Annotated in this window: 11 protein-coding genes; 3 read left to right on the top strand and 8 right to left on the bottom strand. The window is 70.0% G+C overall.

Features of this window, described 5'->3' with window-relative positions:
• Nucleotides 1–93: 93 nt before the first annotated feature.
• From AS181_RS03995 to aspS, 5 genes are read right to left on the bottom strand one after another with little or no spacing between them, the layout of a single operon-like run.
• Nucleotides 94–999, bottom strand: coding sequence for a transglutaminase family protein (locus tag AS181_RS03995; protein WP_058250331.1), 906 nt, complete (start codon nucleotides 997–999; stop codon nucleotides 94–96).
• Nucleotides 996–3,728, bottom strand: coding sequence for a circularly permuted type 2 ATP-grasp protein (locus AS181_RS03990; protein ID WP_058250330.1), 2,733 nt, complete (start codon nucleotides 3,726–3,728; stop codon nucleotides 996–998). The genes AS181_RS03995 and AS181_RS03990 overlap by 4 nt, the downstream gene beginning before the upstream one ends.
• On the bottom strand, nucleotides 3,725–7,225 hold the full coding sequence (locus tag AS181_RS03985) for a transglutaminase family protein (RefSeq protein ID WP_058250329.1): 3,501 nt from the start codon (nucleotides 7,223–7,225) through the stop codon (nucleotides 3,725–3,727). Before AS181_RS03985 ends, AS181_RS03990 begins: the two co-directional genes overlap by 4 nt.
• On the bottom strand, nucleotides 7,222–7,383 hold the full coding sequence (locus AS181_RS24880) for a hypothetical protein (RefSeq protein ID WP_156422430.1): 162 nt from the start codon (nucleotides 7,381–7,383) through the stop codon (nucleotides 7,222–7,224). The genes AS181_RS03985 and AS181_RS24880 overlap by 4 nt, the downstream gene beginning before the upstream one ends.
• A gap of 11 nt (nucleotides 7,384–7,394) precedes the next feature.
• Nucleotides 7,395–9,227, bottom strand: coding sequence for an aspartate--tRNA ligase (aspS, locus tag AS181_RS03980; protein ID WP_058250328.1), 1,833 nt, complete (start codon nucleotides 9,225–9,227; stop codon nucleotides 7,395–7,397).
• Nucleotides 9,228–9,369: 142 nt separating this feature from the next.
• On the opposite strand from aspS, the gene ypfJ reads away from it, so the two are divergent.
• Nucleotides 9,370–10,227: a KPN_02809 family neutral zinc metallopeptidase gene (gene ypfJ, locus AS181_RS03975; protein ID WP_058250327.1), complete on the top strand. Its 858-nt coding sequence runs from the start codon at nucleotides 9,370–9,372 to the stop codon at nucleotides 10,225–10,227.
• A complete protein-coding gene (locus AS181_RS03970) occupies nucleotides 10,224–11,903 on the top strand; it encodes a DUF885 domain-containing protein (protein WP_058250326.1) in 1,680 nt (559 codons plus the stop codon). The genes ypfJ and AS181_RS03970 overlap by 4 nt, the downstream gene beginning before the upstream one ends.
• A gap of 111 nt (nucleotides 11,904–12,014) precedes the next feature.
• Here the strand turns inward: AS181_RS03970 and hisS are convergent, their stop codons facing one another.
• Both hisS and AS181_RS03960 read right to left on the bottom strand, forming a co-directional pair.
• On the bottom strand, nucleotides 12,015–13,280 hold the full coding sequence (hisS, locus tag AS181_RS03965; protein ID WP_058250325.1) for a histidine--tRNA ligase: 1,266 nt from the start codon (nucleotides 13,278–13,280) through the stop codon (nucleotides 12,015–12,017).
• Nucleotides 13,277–14,017 (bottom strand): MBL fold metallo-hydrolase, encoded by a 741-nt coding sequence (locus tag AS181_RS03960; RefSeq protein ID WP_058250324.1) that lies wholly within the window; start codon nucleotides 14,015–14,017, stop codon nucleotides 13,277–13,279. Before AS181_RS03960 ends, hisS begins: the two co-directional genes overlap by 4 nt.
• A gap of 186 nt (nucleotides 14,018–14,203) precedes the next feature.
• Here AS181_RS03960 and AS181_RS03955 point away from each other — a divergent pair, with 186 nt between their 5' ends.
• The gene (locus AS181_RS03955) at nucleotides 14,204–15,124 is read left to right on the top strand and encodes a peptidylprolyl isomerase (RefSeq protein WP_058250323.1); all 921 of its coding nucleotides are present in this window, start codon (nucleotides 14,204–14,206) and stop codon (nucleotides 15,122–15,124) included.
• A gap of 110 nt (nucleotides 15,125–15,234) precedes the next feature.
• On the opposite strand, the gene AS181_RS03950 is transcribed toward AS181_RS03955, so the two are convergent.
• On the bottom strand, nucleotides 15,235–15,483 hold a 249-nt coding region (locus tag AS181_RS03950), incomplete at its 5' end, for a transposase (RefSeq protein WP_175404270.1).

Below are 15,483 nucleotides of genomic sequence, written 5' to 3'. Positions count from 1 at the left end.
TGTACCACGTCGTTACCGGTATAGCCCGAAAACGTGCGCCGAAAACACTGTGGCACAGCGACTTACCGAGCAAGCGAGTCCGATGTGCCCGGTTCAGTCCGCGGTGAGGTCATCTGTCGGCCGGACGTCGACCGACACGTCGATCCGGCTCTTCGTGGAATCGGTGTAGATGACCCCTCGGAGAGGCGGGACGTCGTCGTAATCCCGCCCCCACGCCAGTGTGACGTGGCGTTCGTCGACCAGCTTGTCGTTGGTCGGATCGAACGACAGCCAGCGACCGTCGGGCATCCAGACGGCCGCCCAGGCGTGACTGGCGTCGGCACCGAAGACCTTTTCCTTGCCGGGCGGCGGCTCGGTCGCGAGATACCCCGACTCGTACCGCGCGGCGAGACCCTGTGACCGCAGACAGGCGATCGCGATCCGGGCGAAGTCCTGGCAGACGCCCTCGCGACGCTGCAGGACGGTGTCGACCCGGGTGGTGATGGCCGTCGACCCGGACCGGTAGGTGAAGTCGGTGAAGATCCGCGACGTCAGATCGATGACCGCCTCCGCCAGCGGCCGACCGGGGGTGAAGATGCCGGCGGCGTAGTCGCGCACCGCGGGGGTGATCTCGGGCGGGTCGAGATCGAGGACGAACTCGGCGGCCAGGGCGCTGGCCCGCCCGTCGACCACGCACGGTCGCGCCTGTTCCCAGGGACCCCGGGCCGCCGGACTCAGGAGGACGCCCGGGTCCACGGGATCCACCTCCACGACCGACCGCGCGGTCACGGTCAGCTCGCGGTGCGCGGTCCGGACATGGAAATAGCTGTCGTGGTTGCCGTAGACGTCGAGCCCCGTCGACCGGTCGTCGGGTTCGGGTTCGATCTCGACCGATGTCGAGTGCACGCGCTGGCCGGGCAGGTCGCGCGGGGTCAGATGGCAGCGCCCGTACGAGGACGACACGTCGTCGTCGTAGGTGTAGCTGGTCCGGTGCAGCACACGGTAGACGCGCGTGCTCACGATTCCCCACCGGCCCAGATCGGTCGCGCCTGGCGCGGGGTGGCGAAGCGGGTCCGGGTCAGCAGATCGGAGAGTTCGCGCGCCCCGGTGCGCAGGGTCGTCATCAGTTCGACGAGTTCCGGGCGCCTCCGGTCGGCGTCGACCCGCACGAGGTCGGCGGGGTCGCCGCGGCGCAACTCGGCGATCATGTCCTGCACGGCCCGTTCGGCGCCCGCCGACCGCAGGGTCTCCGGGACGGACGACAGGTCGGCGCTCATCTTGTCGAGGCAGAAGATCATCGATCGGGGATTGGTCGGGTCGAACAGCAGCAGCTCGGCGACACTGGCCGCCTGATACAGCCCGCGGTTGCGGCGCCGATAGATGACCGACGATTCATTGGCCACCAGGTAGGACTCCAGCAGCGCCTGCTCGACGTCGGTGTCCTGCGCGTCGGCGAACATCGCGAGCGTGAGGTCGGCGAGGGTGACGGCCCGTTCGATGCGTCGCCCGACGTCCATGAACATCCAGGCCGGGTCGTGCACCATCGACTCGGCCTGCAGCCCGGTCAGCGCGAGGACGCCGTGCAGGATCTCGTCGTGCGCGCGGGCCAGATCGGGTCCGAGGTCCAGCGCTGCGTCGCCCGCCCCGGCGTCCGCGCGCGACCGGAGGACCAGCCGGGTCGTGCTCGCCATGATCCGTTCGACCGGCGCGAGCACCATCCAGGTGCTCGTGGACATCTGGTCCCGGACCGCCCGGACCGTGCTGATCAGCCGGTCGACCGAGTAGGCGATGGTCCCGGGCACCGATCGCGACACGGTCAGGTCGGCGATCTTCTCGATCGCCTCGTTGACCTGATCGGGTGACGGCGGCCGGTCCGAACCCGGCAACAGCAGGCCGGCGGTGTCCAGGTAGCGCGCGGTGCCCGTCACCGTGGCGACCGCGTGCAACAGCAGCGGCACCGCCGGCGTGCCCGACATCCACGGCCGGTACTGGAAGTCCTGATAGCGCTCGCGGGACACCTTGGCGAGGCGGGTCACGAGCTCGGTCCGCTCCCCGTAGCGGCCCAGCCAGAACAGGTCCGCCAGGACGCGCGGACTGGCCGCGGCCGCGACGTCGGAGTACTCCCGGGTCACCGGGCGACCCGCCGACGTACCCGCGACCTCCCCGGTCGGCTCACCGCGGGTCTCCGACCGCCGCGACACGTGCCCGCCCACCTCGGTGCTGGTGACCCACACGTCCTTGGCGGCCACGACGTGGTGGGCGGCGCCGGCGACCCCGTCGGCGAGAACGGCCCCGAGGCCGCCCGGCATGACCGCGTACCCGGGACCCTGCGCCACGCTGAACGCGCGCACCGACACAGGCGCCGCCCGCAGCGTCGCGATCGGTCCACCGGAACCGCTGCCGGGGGTGATCGTCGGGGCCACCGAGAACGCCTCGAGCTCGCGGGCCACCCACTGCCAGGTCTGGGCCTCGATCCGGGCGGCGAGGTCGGCGCGATCGGTCGCGGCGAGCAACGGGCCGATGAACTCCTCCCCCGTACTCGTGTTCGTCAGGACCAGGGCGGCCAGTCGATCACGGATCAGGCTGCGCTGCAGCGGATCTCCGGCCCAGTACGTGGTGACTGAACCCAGCCGCAGGTCCTCGTCGAGCAGGACGGGCGCGAGACGTTCCAGCACGGTGTGCAGCGCCGGGTTCTCCAGCACCCCCGAGCCGAGGGTGTTGAGGACCGTCACCGTGCCGCGCGAGATCGCCTCGACCAGCCCGGCGACGCCGAGCTGGGAGTCCGTCCGCAGGTCCAGCGGGTCGGAGTAGGCGGCGTCGACCCGTCGCAGCAGCACGTCCACCCGCTTGTAGCGACCTAGCGAGCGCATGTAGACCGCGCCGTCGCGAACGGTGAGGTCGGCGCCTTCGACGAGGGGGAAGCCGAGCACCGACGCGAGATAGGCCTGGTCGAAGGCGGTCTCGGACATGCTGCCGGGGCTGAGGACCGCCACCGTCGGGTCGTCGACCCCGGGCGGCGCGTACTCGGTGAGCGCCAGCCGCATCGTGCCGGCGAAAGTGGTCATCGGCCGCGGTGCGCAGGCCTGGAACAGCTGCGGGAAGGTCTTCGACATCAGCCGCCGCCCGACGATCGAGTAACCGATCCCCGACGGCGCCTGGGTGCGGTCCCGGTAGGCGACGAACCGGCCGTCGGCGGTGCGCGAGATGTCGACCGCGTGCAGGAACAGCGCGTGCGGCCCGGCGACCTCGAGTCGGGCGGCCTTGCGGATGTAACCGGGATGGCCGAAGACCATCTCGGGCGCCACGAGACCGGCGGCGATCGTCTTCTGATCGCGGTAGAGGTCACGCAGGAGCAGGTCGAGCAGCATCGACCGCTGCGTGATGGCCTTTTCGAGTTCGGCCCATTCGACGCCGTCGATCACCAGCGGCACCGCGTCGACATCCCAGTCGCGGGTCACGGTGTGCTGACCGTCGAACTCGTTGTAGACCACGCCGTCGTCGCTGACGGCTGCGGCCAGCCGGGCCGCGGACTCGCGGAGGCGGTCCGGACCGCGCAGCTGGTAGATGCGGGCCAGGTCGGCCCACGCCGGACGGATCGCGCCGTCGGCTTCCAGGAGCTCGTCGTAGGAGTCGGCCGGCCGGTCCGCGGATGCGGCGAGACGGGTCAGACGGTCGGGATCGAAGAGAGTGTGGCCCTCGGCGCGGTAGCGGTCGAACACCGCGGAAGCGTTGCCCGGCGAAGAGGTCACCGAAGAACTGTACGTGCCCGCCGGAGGTCGAGGATCCCGGGCACCCCGAAGTCGGTGGCCTGCCGGGACTGTCGTTCCCGCAGCAGCCCGACGTCGACGGTGCCGGTCGTGTGACCGGCCGCCTCGAACCGCCCGTTGCGCCGGGACTCGGCCTCGACCGCGTTGACCGGCGGCCGATCGTAGGCACGTCCTCCGGGATGCACGACGTGGTACGTGGCACCGCCCACCGACCGGCCGTTGACCGTGTCGATCAGGTCGAAGGTGAGCGGGGTGTCGATGGTGATCGTCGGGTGCAGCGAGCTCGGCGGCTGCCAGGCCCGAAACCGGATACCGGCGACGCGTTCACCGGTGCGACCGGTGGCGCGCAGTGGAATCGGGAAACCGTTGCAGGTCAACAGGTAACGATCGTCCTCACCACCCAGGACGCGCACCTGCACGCGCTCGACAGAGGAGTCCACGTACCGGGCCGTGCCCGTTCCGGTTGCCTCCTCCCCCAACGTGTTCCACGGCTCGATGGCACCGCGCAGCTCGATCTCCTGGTCCCGGATCTGCACGGTCCCCAGACGCGGGAAGCGGAATTCGGTGAACGGGTCCAGCCAGGCGGTCTCGAACGGATAGCCGGCCTCGCGGAGTTCCTCGGCGACCAGCGCGATGTCGGCGATGACGTAGTGCGGCAACAGGTGTTTGCCGTGTAGGTCGCCGCCGTGGCGGATCAACCGGGCCCGGTAGGGCTTCTCCCAGAACCACGACACCAGGCTCCGCACCAGCAGCGACTGCACCATAGCCATCCGGTGGTGGGGCGGCATCTCGAAAGCCCGCAGCTCCAGCAGGCCCAGCCGGCCGCGCACCGAGTCGGGACTGTAGAGCTTGTCGATGCAGAACTCGGCCCGGTGCGTGTTGCCGGTGATGTCGGTGAGCAGATGCCGCAGCGCCCGGTCGGTGACCCAGGGGTTCGGGGGCGCGCCGTCGAAGCGTCCGCCGGCCCGGGCACCGTCGCCAGAATTCTTGACCGCGAGCCGGTCGATCTCGGCGAAGGCGATCTCCAGCTCGTAGAGCGAGGACTCCCGACCCTCGTCGACACGCGGCGCCTGCGAGGTGGTGCCGATGAACCGGCCGGAGAACAGGTACGACAGCGCGGTATGCCGTTGCCAGTAGGTCAGCATCGACACCAGCAGGTCGGGGCGGCGCAGCATCGGCGAGTCGGCGGGCGTGACGCCGCCGAGGGTGATGTGATTGCCGCCGCCCGTGCCACCGTGGCTCCCGTCGAGGTCGAAGCTCTCGGTGCCCAGCCGCACCTGTCGGGCATGGTCGTAGAGCGATTCGAGCAGCTCGGACTGCTCGGCGAAACTCCCGGTCGGCTGGATGTTGACCTCGACAACCCCCGGGTCCGGGGTCACCGACAACGAGACGAGTCGCGGATCGGCGGGCGGTCCGTACCCCTCGACGACGACCGGCGTCGACACAGTGGCGGCGGCGTCCTCGACGAGTTCGACGATCGCGAGATACTCCTCCAGGGTCGAGGTCGGCGGCATGAACACGTGGAGCACGCCGCCGCGGACCTCGGCGACGAGGGCGGTCCGGGGCAGGAACTGCGCGGGGTCCACCTCGCGGACGGTGTGCCCCAGCGCCGCCGACGGGTCGGTCGGCAGGTCGTCGTGGTGTGCGGACGGATCGGCTTCGAACAGCGTCGGGGCCGGACCCCACGACAGCGAGTTGAGCGGCAGCCGCAAGCCGGCCGGCGAGGTGCCGGGGGTCAGCACGATCCGTCCCCGCCGGGTCGTCCACACCGCGCTCTGCCACGCGGTCCGGTCCTCCGAGCGGCTCAGCGGCAACACGTGCGCACTCGGCTGGGTGACGGCGGCGTCGAGCCGCTCGATCAGGGCTCGTCTGCGTCGGACGGAATCCGTTGTCGGAGCAAGGCTCTCGTCGTCGTCGCCGTCCGCCGAATCGGCGTCGACGGCGATCTCGGCCTGCGCGAACGACCGTGCGGCGGGCAGGGTGGGGTCGGTTCCGGGGTCACCGGGCGGCATCGCGGCGAGTTCCCGCATCCGGACCAGCGGGTCCTCGTAGGCCGGCACGACCTGGGCGATCGGAAGTCCCAGTCGCGTCGCGAAGGCGGTGAGCAGTTCCCGGGCCGGGCCGGGGTCGCCGAGGTCGTCGGGGTTCGGGCCGTGGGTCTCGCGGTCGATCGCCGCGGCACAGTCGTCCGGCGTCGCCCACGGGTCGGCGAGCAACTCCGGATTCCGCCAGATCGGCAGACCGTCGGCGCGCCACATCAGTTCGAGCTGCCACCGCGGCAGCGGTTCACCGGGATACCACTTGCCCTGGCTGCGCCGCATCAGGCCGCCCGGCGCGTACGCCGTCATGAGGCGGTCGGCCAGCCGCCCGGCCAGCAACCGTTTGTGCGGACCGTCCGCGGCGGTGCGCCACTCCGGGTCCGTCTGGTTGTCGATGGACACGAACGTCGGCTCGCCGCCCATCGTCAGGCGTACGTCGTTGCGTTCCATCCGTTCGTCGACCAGCGCGCCGAGATCGGTGACCCGGCCCCACTGCTCCGCGGTGTAGGGCAGCGTGACGCGTGGGTCCTCGTGGAACCGCGTGACCGTGTTGGTGAAATCCAGAGTGGCGTGGCACGGGCCGGTCGAACCGGTGATCGGTGCGGCGCCGACCGGATGCGGGGTGGCCGCCAAGGGGATGTGCCCCTCGCCGGCGAACAGACCCGACGTCGGATCCAGTCCAACCCAACCGGCCCCGGGGAGGTACACCTCGGTCCACGCGTGCAGGTCGGTGAAATCGGCGTCGGGACCCGACGGACCGTCGAGCGACTTCACGTCCGAGGTCAGCTGGACGAGGTATCCGGACACGAAGCGTGCCGCGAACCCGAGTTCGCGGAGGAGGGCGACCAGCAACCAGGCCGAGTCCCGGCAGGAACCGATGGCACTGGAGAGCGTGTACTCCGGCGACTGCACGCCGGCCTCGAGGCGGACGGTGTAGCCGACGGCGTCGCGCACCGCGGCGTTGAGGCGCACCAGGAAGTCGATGACCCGCGTGCGGCCGGCCGGCCGGTGCTTCGCCGCGAACCTCGCGATCTCCGGATGCACCGGCGCACCGGCGAATTCACCGTCGGTGACCCCGGCCGGCCGGAGGAAGATCTCGAGGTCGCGCCGCAGCTCGGCCGGATAGTCGAACCCGTAGAACTCGGCCCACTCCTCGATGAAGAAGTCGAACGGATTGATCGCGGTGAGGTCCGCGACCAGACTGACGGTGATCCCGAGGGTGGTCGAGGGTTCCGGGAACACCAGGCGCGCCAGATAGTTGCTGAACGCGTCCTGCTGCCAGTTCAGGAAGTGCTCACCGGGGTCGACGGTGAGCGAGTACGCCTCGATCGGTGTGCGCGAGTGCGGCGCCGGACGCAGGCGGACGACGTGGGGGTAGATCTTGGTCGGCCGGTCGAACGAGTACACCGTCCGATGCTCGAGGGCAACCTTGATCGTCACCGGCGGAACTCCCCGCCCGGGCCCGTCACCACTATTCCGGCAGCCGACTCGATCCCACCGCTGTGCGCCATGGTGGAGATCTCATCACAGATGACCTCCAGGCGCCGGGTGACGAGCACCGCGCCGGGAACACGGTGGCCGAACTCACTTCGGTCCACCGCTTTTCGGCTCAGGCAGTGCTCCCGGCGTCCTTCTGGTCGGCGCCCTTCTGCTCGGCGTCCTTCTGGTCGGCGCCGCCCCGCGGTGCGGGCTTGGCGTCGATCCCCGATTCCTTGCGCTGCTGCGGGGTGATCGCCGCGGGGGCGTCGGTCAGCGGGTCGACGCCGCCACCCGACTTGGGGAACGCGATCACCTCGCGGATGGACGACTCGCCGGCGAGCAGTGCGGTGATGCGGTCCCATCCGAAGGCGATGCCGCCGTGCGGCGGAGCGCCGTAGGCGAAGGCGTCGAGCAGGAAGCCGAACTTCTCCTGCGCCTCGTCGTGGCCGATGCCCATGATCTCGAAGACGCGCTCCTGCACGTCCCGCCGATGGATACGGATCGATCCGCCGCCGATCTCGTTGCCGTTGCACACGATGTCGTAGGCGTAGGCCAGGGCCGAACCCGGATCGGACTCCAAGGCGTCGATCGACTCCGGCTTGGGCGAGGTGAACGCATGGTGCACCGCGGTCCAGGCCGAATGTCCCAGTGCGACATCGCCGGACGCCGTCGCGTCGGCAACCGGCTCGAACATCGGCGCGTCCACCACCCAGGTGAACGCCCAGTCCCCGTCCTTGATGAGCCCGAGCTTCGAGGCGATCTCACCGCGCGCGGCACCGAGCAGGGCGCGGGTCGACTTCACCTCTCCCGCACCGAAGAACACGCAGTCACCCGGCTCCGCACCGACATGGGCGGCCAGACCGGAGCGCTCCTCCTCGGAGAGGTTCTTGGCGACCGGCCCGCTGAGGGTCCCGTCTTCGGCGATGAGGACGTACGCAAGACCGCGTGCCCCGCGCTGCTTCGCCCATTCCTGCCATGCGTCGAGCTGGCGGCGCGGCTGCGACGCACCGCCGGGCATGACGACCGCTCCGACGTACGGTGCCTGGAACACGCGGAACGGGGTGTCCTTGAAGTAGTCGGCACACTCGACGAGTTCGATACCGAAGCGCAGATCCGGCTTGTCCGAACCGAATCGGCGCATCGCATCGGCGTAGGTCATCCGCGGGATCGGGGTGGTGATGTCGACGCCGATGAGCTTCCACAGCGCGACGAGGATCTCCTCGGCGACGGCGATGACGTCGTCCTGGTCGACGAAGCTCATCTCGATGTCGAGCTGGGTGAACTCCGGCTGCCGGTCGGCGCGGAAGTCCTCGTCGCGGTAGCAGCGCGCGATCTGGTAGTACCGCTCCATGCCCGCGACCATCAGCAGCTGCTTGAACAGCTGCGGGCTCTGCGGCAAGGCGTAGAAGGTGCCGGGCTGCAGGCGCGCCGGAACCAGGAAGTCACGTGCCCCTTCCGGCGTCGACCGGGTCAGCGTGGGCGTCTCGATCTCGGTGAAGTCGTGGGCGGCGAGCACGCCGCGCGCCGCCGCGTTCGCCTTGGACCGCAGGCGGAGCGCCGCGCTGGGCCCCGCACGCCGCAGGTCGAGGTAGCGGTGACGCAGGCGCGCCTCCTCGCCCGGCGACTCGTCGAGCTGGAACGGCAGCGGCGCGGACTCGTTGAGGACCTCGAGCTCGACGGCGTTGATCTCGATCTCGCCGGAGCTCAGGTTGGGGTTCTCGCTGCCCTCGGGACGCACCTCGACGACGCCGGTCACGGTGACGCAGTACTCGGCGCGCAGACGGTGGGCGGCCGGCGCGACCGACTCGTCGCGGAAGACCACCTGGACCAATCCGGTGGCGTCGCGCAGGTCGATGAAGACCACGCCACCGTGGTCGCGTCGGCGTGCGACCCACCCGGCGACGGTGACGGTCTGCGACGCGTCGGCGCGGCGCAGCGAACCTGCGGAATGCGTGCGGAGCACTGAGAATCCTTCCAGGAGTCGAAATCGGTCGGCGGAAACGCAGACCAGGTGTCCATGGTGCCGTATCCGCGCCCCCGGCCGTCAATCGCATACCTTCGCCGAGGCAGCGAGGGGCGGGTGCCGATCGTGCCAGAATGGCCGCGTGACCTTCCAAGGCAGCGGATCGATCGACACCGGCAGCGTCTCCGGCGGCGGTGGAGGCGGTGGGGGCCGGATCGCGCTGGGCGGCGGCGCGGGACTCCTCATCACGATCGTCGCGCTGTTCTTCGGGGTGAACCCCGGCGATCTGCTCGGCGCCGGCGGCCCCGCTCCCGGCACCTCGTCGGACGCCGCGCAGATCCAGCAGCAACTGGACGAGTGCACCTATGAGATGGCCAACGAGAACACGATCTGCCGGATCAAGGCGACCACCGTCAGCGTCGACACGGTGTGGTCGGATCTGTGGCCCGAGTACGAGCCACCGCAGACGGTCATCTTCTCCGACGCGGTGAACACCGGGTGCGGCGCGGCGAGTTCGGCGACCGGCCCGTTCTACTGTCCCGCCGATTCGACGGCGTACTTCGATCCGACGTTCTTCGCCCAGCTGCGTCGCATGGGCGGCAGCGACGGGCCCCTCGCGCAGGAGTACGTCGTGGCCCACGAGTACGGACACCACGTGCAGAACCTCACCGGCGCCCTCGCCAAGGGTCAGCGGATGGGTTCGCAGGGACCGCGATCGGGTTCGGTGCGGGTCGAATTGCAGGCCGACTGCCTCGCCGGGGTGTGGGCCCATCACGCCGACGACGGCCCAGACGCCCTCCTAGCGCCCATCACCGAGGAGCAGATAGCGACGGTCATCCAGACCGCGAAGGCCATCGGCGACGACACCATCCAGGGCGCGGGCTCCAATCCCGAGGGCTGGACTCATGGTTCGGCCGCCCAACGCACGCGGTGGTTCACCGTCGGCTACCAGTCGGGCGATCCGGATCGCTGCGACACCTTCGCCACCGACGACCTGTGAACGCCACCGACCCCGGCGGGACCGCCCCTCGCAGGCCCACCGCCGTCGATGCGATCGCCGAGGCGCATCTGGACCGGTTGTGCGCGCTCGATCCGCTGTTCGCCACCGAGATCGGGCGCGGTGGGCACGACGACCGGCTGACCGACTTCTCCGCGCAGGGGTGCGCCGAACGCGCCGAGGTCGCCGCCGGCACCCTCTCCGCACTGGGCGGCGCCGACGTCGTCGATGCCATCGACCGCGTCACCGTCGCGACCATGAGCGCCTCGCTGCGTCGCGAGCTCGCACTCGCCGACGCGGGCGAGCACATCGGCGACTGCAATGTCATCGCGTCACCGTTGCAGGCGCTGCGCGACGTCTTCGACCTCATGCCCACCGACACCCGCGAGCAGCGGGAGACCTTCTTGTCCCGCCTCACCGCGATCCCGGCGTCGCTCACCGACGTCGTCGACGGCCTCGCCCACCGGCTTCGTCACGGTCCGCCGCCGGCCCGTCGACAGGTGGCGGCGGTCGCCCGGCAGGCCGACACCGCGGCCGATGCCATCGCCGGCAACACCGCACCGATCGCGGCCGACCCGGCGCTCGCCGGCACCCTCGCCACCGCGCTCGACGCGGCGCGGACCTCGTTCGGGACCTTCGCCCACTACCTGCGCACCGGCGTTCTCGCTCAGGCCGTCGACGACGACGCGGTCGGCCGCGACCGCTACCTGCTGCACCTGCCGGCCTACCTGGGCGCCGACGCCGACCCCGACGACGCCTATGCCTGGGCGATGACCCGGTTGCAGCAGATCGTCGCCGAGCAGCAGGAGATCGCGGAGGGTCTGCTCCCCGGACAGGGGGTCGCGGCGACGCTCGCCTGGCTGGATCGTCAGCCGCAGTACCAGATCCACGATCGCGCGGAATTCGTCGACTGGATGCAGGCGACGTCCGACGCGGCGGTCGCCGGTCTGGCGGGCACGCACTTCGACCTCCCGGCCCGGCTGTCCCGGCTGGAGTGCCGGCTCGCCCCGTCGTCGACCGGCATCATCTACTACACCCAGCCCAGCGAGGATCTGTCCCGCCCGGGCCGGATGTGGTGGGCGGTGCCCGACGACCAGACCGTCTTCCACACCTGGCAGGAGAAGACGACGGTCTACCACGAGGGCGTGCCCGGGCATCATCTCCAGCTCGGATCGGCGATCGTCGACCCCGACCTCAACGCCTGGCGCAAGCTCGCGTCGTTCACCTCCGGACACGGCGAGGGCTGGGCGCTCTACGCCGAACGCCTGATGGACGAGCTCGGCTGGCTCGAGGACCCGGGCGACCGCATGGGGATGCTCGACTCGCAGCGGCTGCGGGCCGCGCGGGTCGTGGTCGACATCGGCGTCCACTGCCGCCTGCCCGCGCCGGAGTCCCTCGGCGGCGGGATCTGGGACGCCGACAAGGCCTGGACGTTCCTGACCTCGTCGGTCGCGATGGACCACGCCGTGTTGCGTTTCGAACTCGACCGCTATCTGGGCTGGCCCGGCCAGGCGCCCTCGTATGCGCTCGGCCAGCGCGTGTGGGAGCAGACGCGCACCGCCGCCCTCCGCCGGCACCCGGACTGGACGCTCAAGGACTTCCATTCGCGCGCACTGGCTCTCGGCGGTGTCTCGCTGGACGTCCTCGTGGCCGAGGTCGCCGGCCCGCCCTCCGGGTGAGATCTCCCCGAGGGCGGGCGCCGAAAACCGCCCATCACAGGTCCGCCGGCCGCACATCGTCGTCGGTCGAGCTGTGCGGGGCGGTTCTCAGCGGCGGAATGTGCGGCGGGCTCAGCCCAGGAGGCGACGGACCTCGGCGACCACGTCGTCCAGGGCGACCCGGTGCTGTTCGCCGTTGCTCAGGTCCTTGATCTCCAGCCGGCGCTCGGCGAGTTCGTTCTCCCCGAGCACCAGCGCCAGCCGCGCCCCCGAACGGTCGGCTGCCTTCATCGCACCCTTGAGGCCACGATCGCCGTAGGCCAGGTCGACATTGATCCCGGCGGCGCGCAGAGCGCCTGCGACACCGACGAGCTCGGCTTTGGCCGCCGAGCCCAGCGGCACTCCGAAGACCTGGCAGCGGGCCGCCTCGGTGCCCGCGACGCCCTCGGCCTCCAGCGCCAGCATCGTCCGGTCGACGCCGATCCCGAACCCGATGCCCGACAGATCCTGCTTGGCGCCCAGCTGCCGCATCAGACCGTCGTAGCGCCCGCCGCCGCCGATGCCCGACTGCGCACCGAGACCGTCGTGGACGAATTCGAACGTGGTCTTCGTGTAGTAGTCCAGGCCGCGCACCAGACGCGGGTTGATCTCGTAGACGACACCCAGCCGGTCCAGGTGCGCCAGGACGAGGTCGAAGTGCGCCTTCGCGTCGTCGGACAGATAGTCGATGAGCAGCGGTGCGCCTGCGGTCGCCGCCTTGATCTCCGGCCGCTTGTCGTCGAGGACACGCAGCGGGTTGATCTCGGCGCGCATCCGGGTGGCCTCGTCGAGGTCGAGCCCGAACAGGAACTCCTGCAAGGCCTCTCGATAGCGCGGCCGGCTCTCGTCGTCACCCAGCGAGGTGATCTCCAGCCGGAACCCAGTCAGCCCGAGTCGGCGATAGCCCTCGTCGGCGATCGCGATGACCTCGGCGTCGAGCGCCGGGTCGTCGACACCGATCGCCTCGACGCCGACCTGCTGCAGCTGGCGGTACCGGCCGGTCTGCGGCTTCTCGTAGCGGAAGAACGGCCCGGCGTAGCAGACCTTCACCGGCAGCTGGCCGCGGTCGAGACCGTGCTGGATCACCGCGCGCACCACGCCCGCGGTGCCCTCGGGACGCAGCGTCACCGAGCGGTCGCCGCGGTCGGCGAAGGTGTACATCTCCTTGCTCACGACATCGGTCGACTCCCCGACCCCGCGTGCGAACAGCGCGGTGTCCTCGAACACCGGCAGTTCGATGTGGCCGTAGCCGGCACGACGCGCTGCGTCGGTGAGCGTGTCCCGGACCCTCCGGAAGTCCGCCGAGTTCGGCGGGAAGTAGTCCGGGATGCCCCGGGGGGCCTGAAATGCTCCGCTCACAGTCCGTGTCGTCCCTTCGGTCGCGTGCTCTGGTGCTCGAGGCCGGCCAGGAAGGGATTGCTCGCACTCTCCTGGCCGATGGTGGTCTGGGGTCCGTGGCCGGGCAGGACCAGCGTCTCCGCGGGCAGCGGCAGGAGTTTCGCCGCTATCGAGTCGAGCAACTGCTGATGGTTGCCCCCGGGGAGATCCGTCCGGCCGATCGAACCGGCAAACAATACGTCACCGGAGAAGCAGACCCCGACCACCGACGGCGTGTCGGGCCCGGCCTGATCCCGGGTCTCGTCCGGCACGTCGACGTCGACCCCGAGCAGCACGGAGCCCTGTGTGTGTCCGGGCGCGAGATCGACCGAGAAGGAGACCCCGGCGAGTTCCACCGACTCGCCGTCGGCGAACTCGACCACCTTCTCCGGCTCGGTGAACTCCTGGTCGCCGATCATCGCGCCCAACGCCCGTCCGATGCCGAGACCGGGATCGGCGAGCATCGGACGATCCGCGGGATGGATGTAGGCCGGGATCGAGTACTCGTCGCAGAGTTCCGTCGCGTTCCAGGTGTGGTCGAGATGACCGTGCGTGAGCAGCACCGCCACCGGGGTGAGGTCGTGTTCGGCGAGCAGTTCCCGGACCCGCGGCGCCGCATCCTGGCCCGGATCGATGATCACCGCCTCCGATCCCGCCTCGGCGGCGACGATGTAGCAGTTCGTCTGGAACATCCCGGCGGGGAATCCGGTGATGAGCATGCTGCTCCTCGGGTCGGCGCGGACAGGACGACGCACACACGTCGGTGTCCATTGTTGCGTAGGCGGCATGGCTCGCGACCCGCCGCACCCCGTTCTCAGGTACAACTGGCACACTTGCCCCCGAGTAAGTGACATCCACGACGATGTCGGCACAGCCATGCCGAGGTTTCAGGAGGATCCACCCGCGTGTCCACCAATGAGGAGCGCCGCGAGGCGGCGAAGCGGAAGCTCGAAGAACGCCTCGAGACCGAGCGCCTCGCCCGGCGCAAGCGGAAGATCGTCATCGCCTCCGTCTCGACCGCCGTCGTGGTCGCCGTGGTCGCGGGCGTGACCGCCGTCGTGGTGAAGAAGATCATGGACGACCGCGAGGCCGCACGCTGGACGACCTGCGCCTACGAGGACTCCCCGAGCCGCTTCGACCAGCTGCCCGATCAGGTGCCCGACAACGTCCCGGCCGATCAGCGAGCGCAGTACCAAGCCGAACTCGACGAGCTGAAGGCGGCCGCGGAGAACGAGCGCACCTCGCCCAAGCCCGACGAGCGCGTCCTCAAGTCGGGCACCGAGAAGGCCACGTTCGTCACCTCCCAGGGCACCCTGCCGATCACGCTCGAACGCGATGGCGCGCCGTGCAACACGGCTGCGGTGACCTCGTTGATCGAGAACAAGTTCTACGACGACTCCACCTGCCACCGCATGACCACCAGCGAGACGCTGAAGATCCTGCAGTGCGGCGACCCCACCGGCACCGGCATGAGCGGGCCCGGTTGGACCAGCCCCGACGAGCCGCCGACCGACCTGCAGACGGTCGGGCAGCCGGATCCGACGACCGGTTCGCAGCCCGTCATCTACCCGCGCGGCACCATCGCGATCGCCAACAGCAGCCAGGGCGGACAGAACCCGAACACCGGGTCCAGCCAGCTCTTCATCGTGATCAACGACAGCCAGTTGGGCCCGGACTACTCGATCGTCGGCAAGGTCGACGAACCCGGACTCGCGGTGCTCGACAAGGTCTACGCCGGCGGCATCAACCCCGGCCCGATCGGCAGCCAGCCCGGGGACGGTGAGCCGAAGCTCCCGGTGACCATCGAGACGGCCACGATCAACTAGGAGCCTGCTGAATTAGGGTCCAGCCTGGGTTGAGGTTCCTGCTGCGGGGATGTGTCGGTTCCGGGGTGTGGTCGTGGTGATCGATCTAGGTGGGGCGGCGGTGCCGCGGTTCAGGCGGTGGCCAGTGTCCAGGTGCCGTTGGTGATAGTCAGTCCGAGGGTGATCAGGCGGCGTAGGTTGATCGCGGCGGCGCGGTGGTGCAGCCAGTTGTTGTTGCGTTCGATTCCACGGTAGGGCACCCGCCGGTTACCGCGGGTGAGCCAGGCAATCGTCCGTTCGACCATGGGTCGATGCTGGCGGTAGGTGTCGGCAATAGTCTTGTCAGAGAAGTGTTGTCGGTGTTCGCGCTGGAGTTGGTG

The organism is Gordonia sp. SGD-V-85, assembly GCF_001456905.1.
Classification (GTDB): domain Bacteria; phylum Actinomycetota; class Actinomycetes; order Mycobacteriales; family Mycobacteriaceae; genus Gordonia; species Gordonia hongkongensis.
Note: the sequence above shows the minus strand (reverse complement) of the source record. Positions and strands in the feature narration are given on the sequence as shown.

Excerpts from the sequence above, each read along its gene's own strand:
- AS181_RS03960 (WP_058250324.1), bottom strand. The coding sequence starts at position 14,017 with ATGCTCATCACCGGATTCCCCGCCGGGATGTTCCAGACGAACTGCTAC.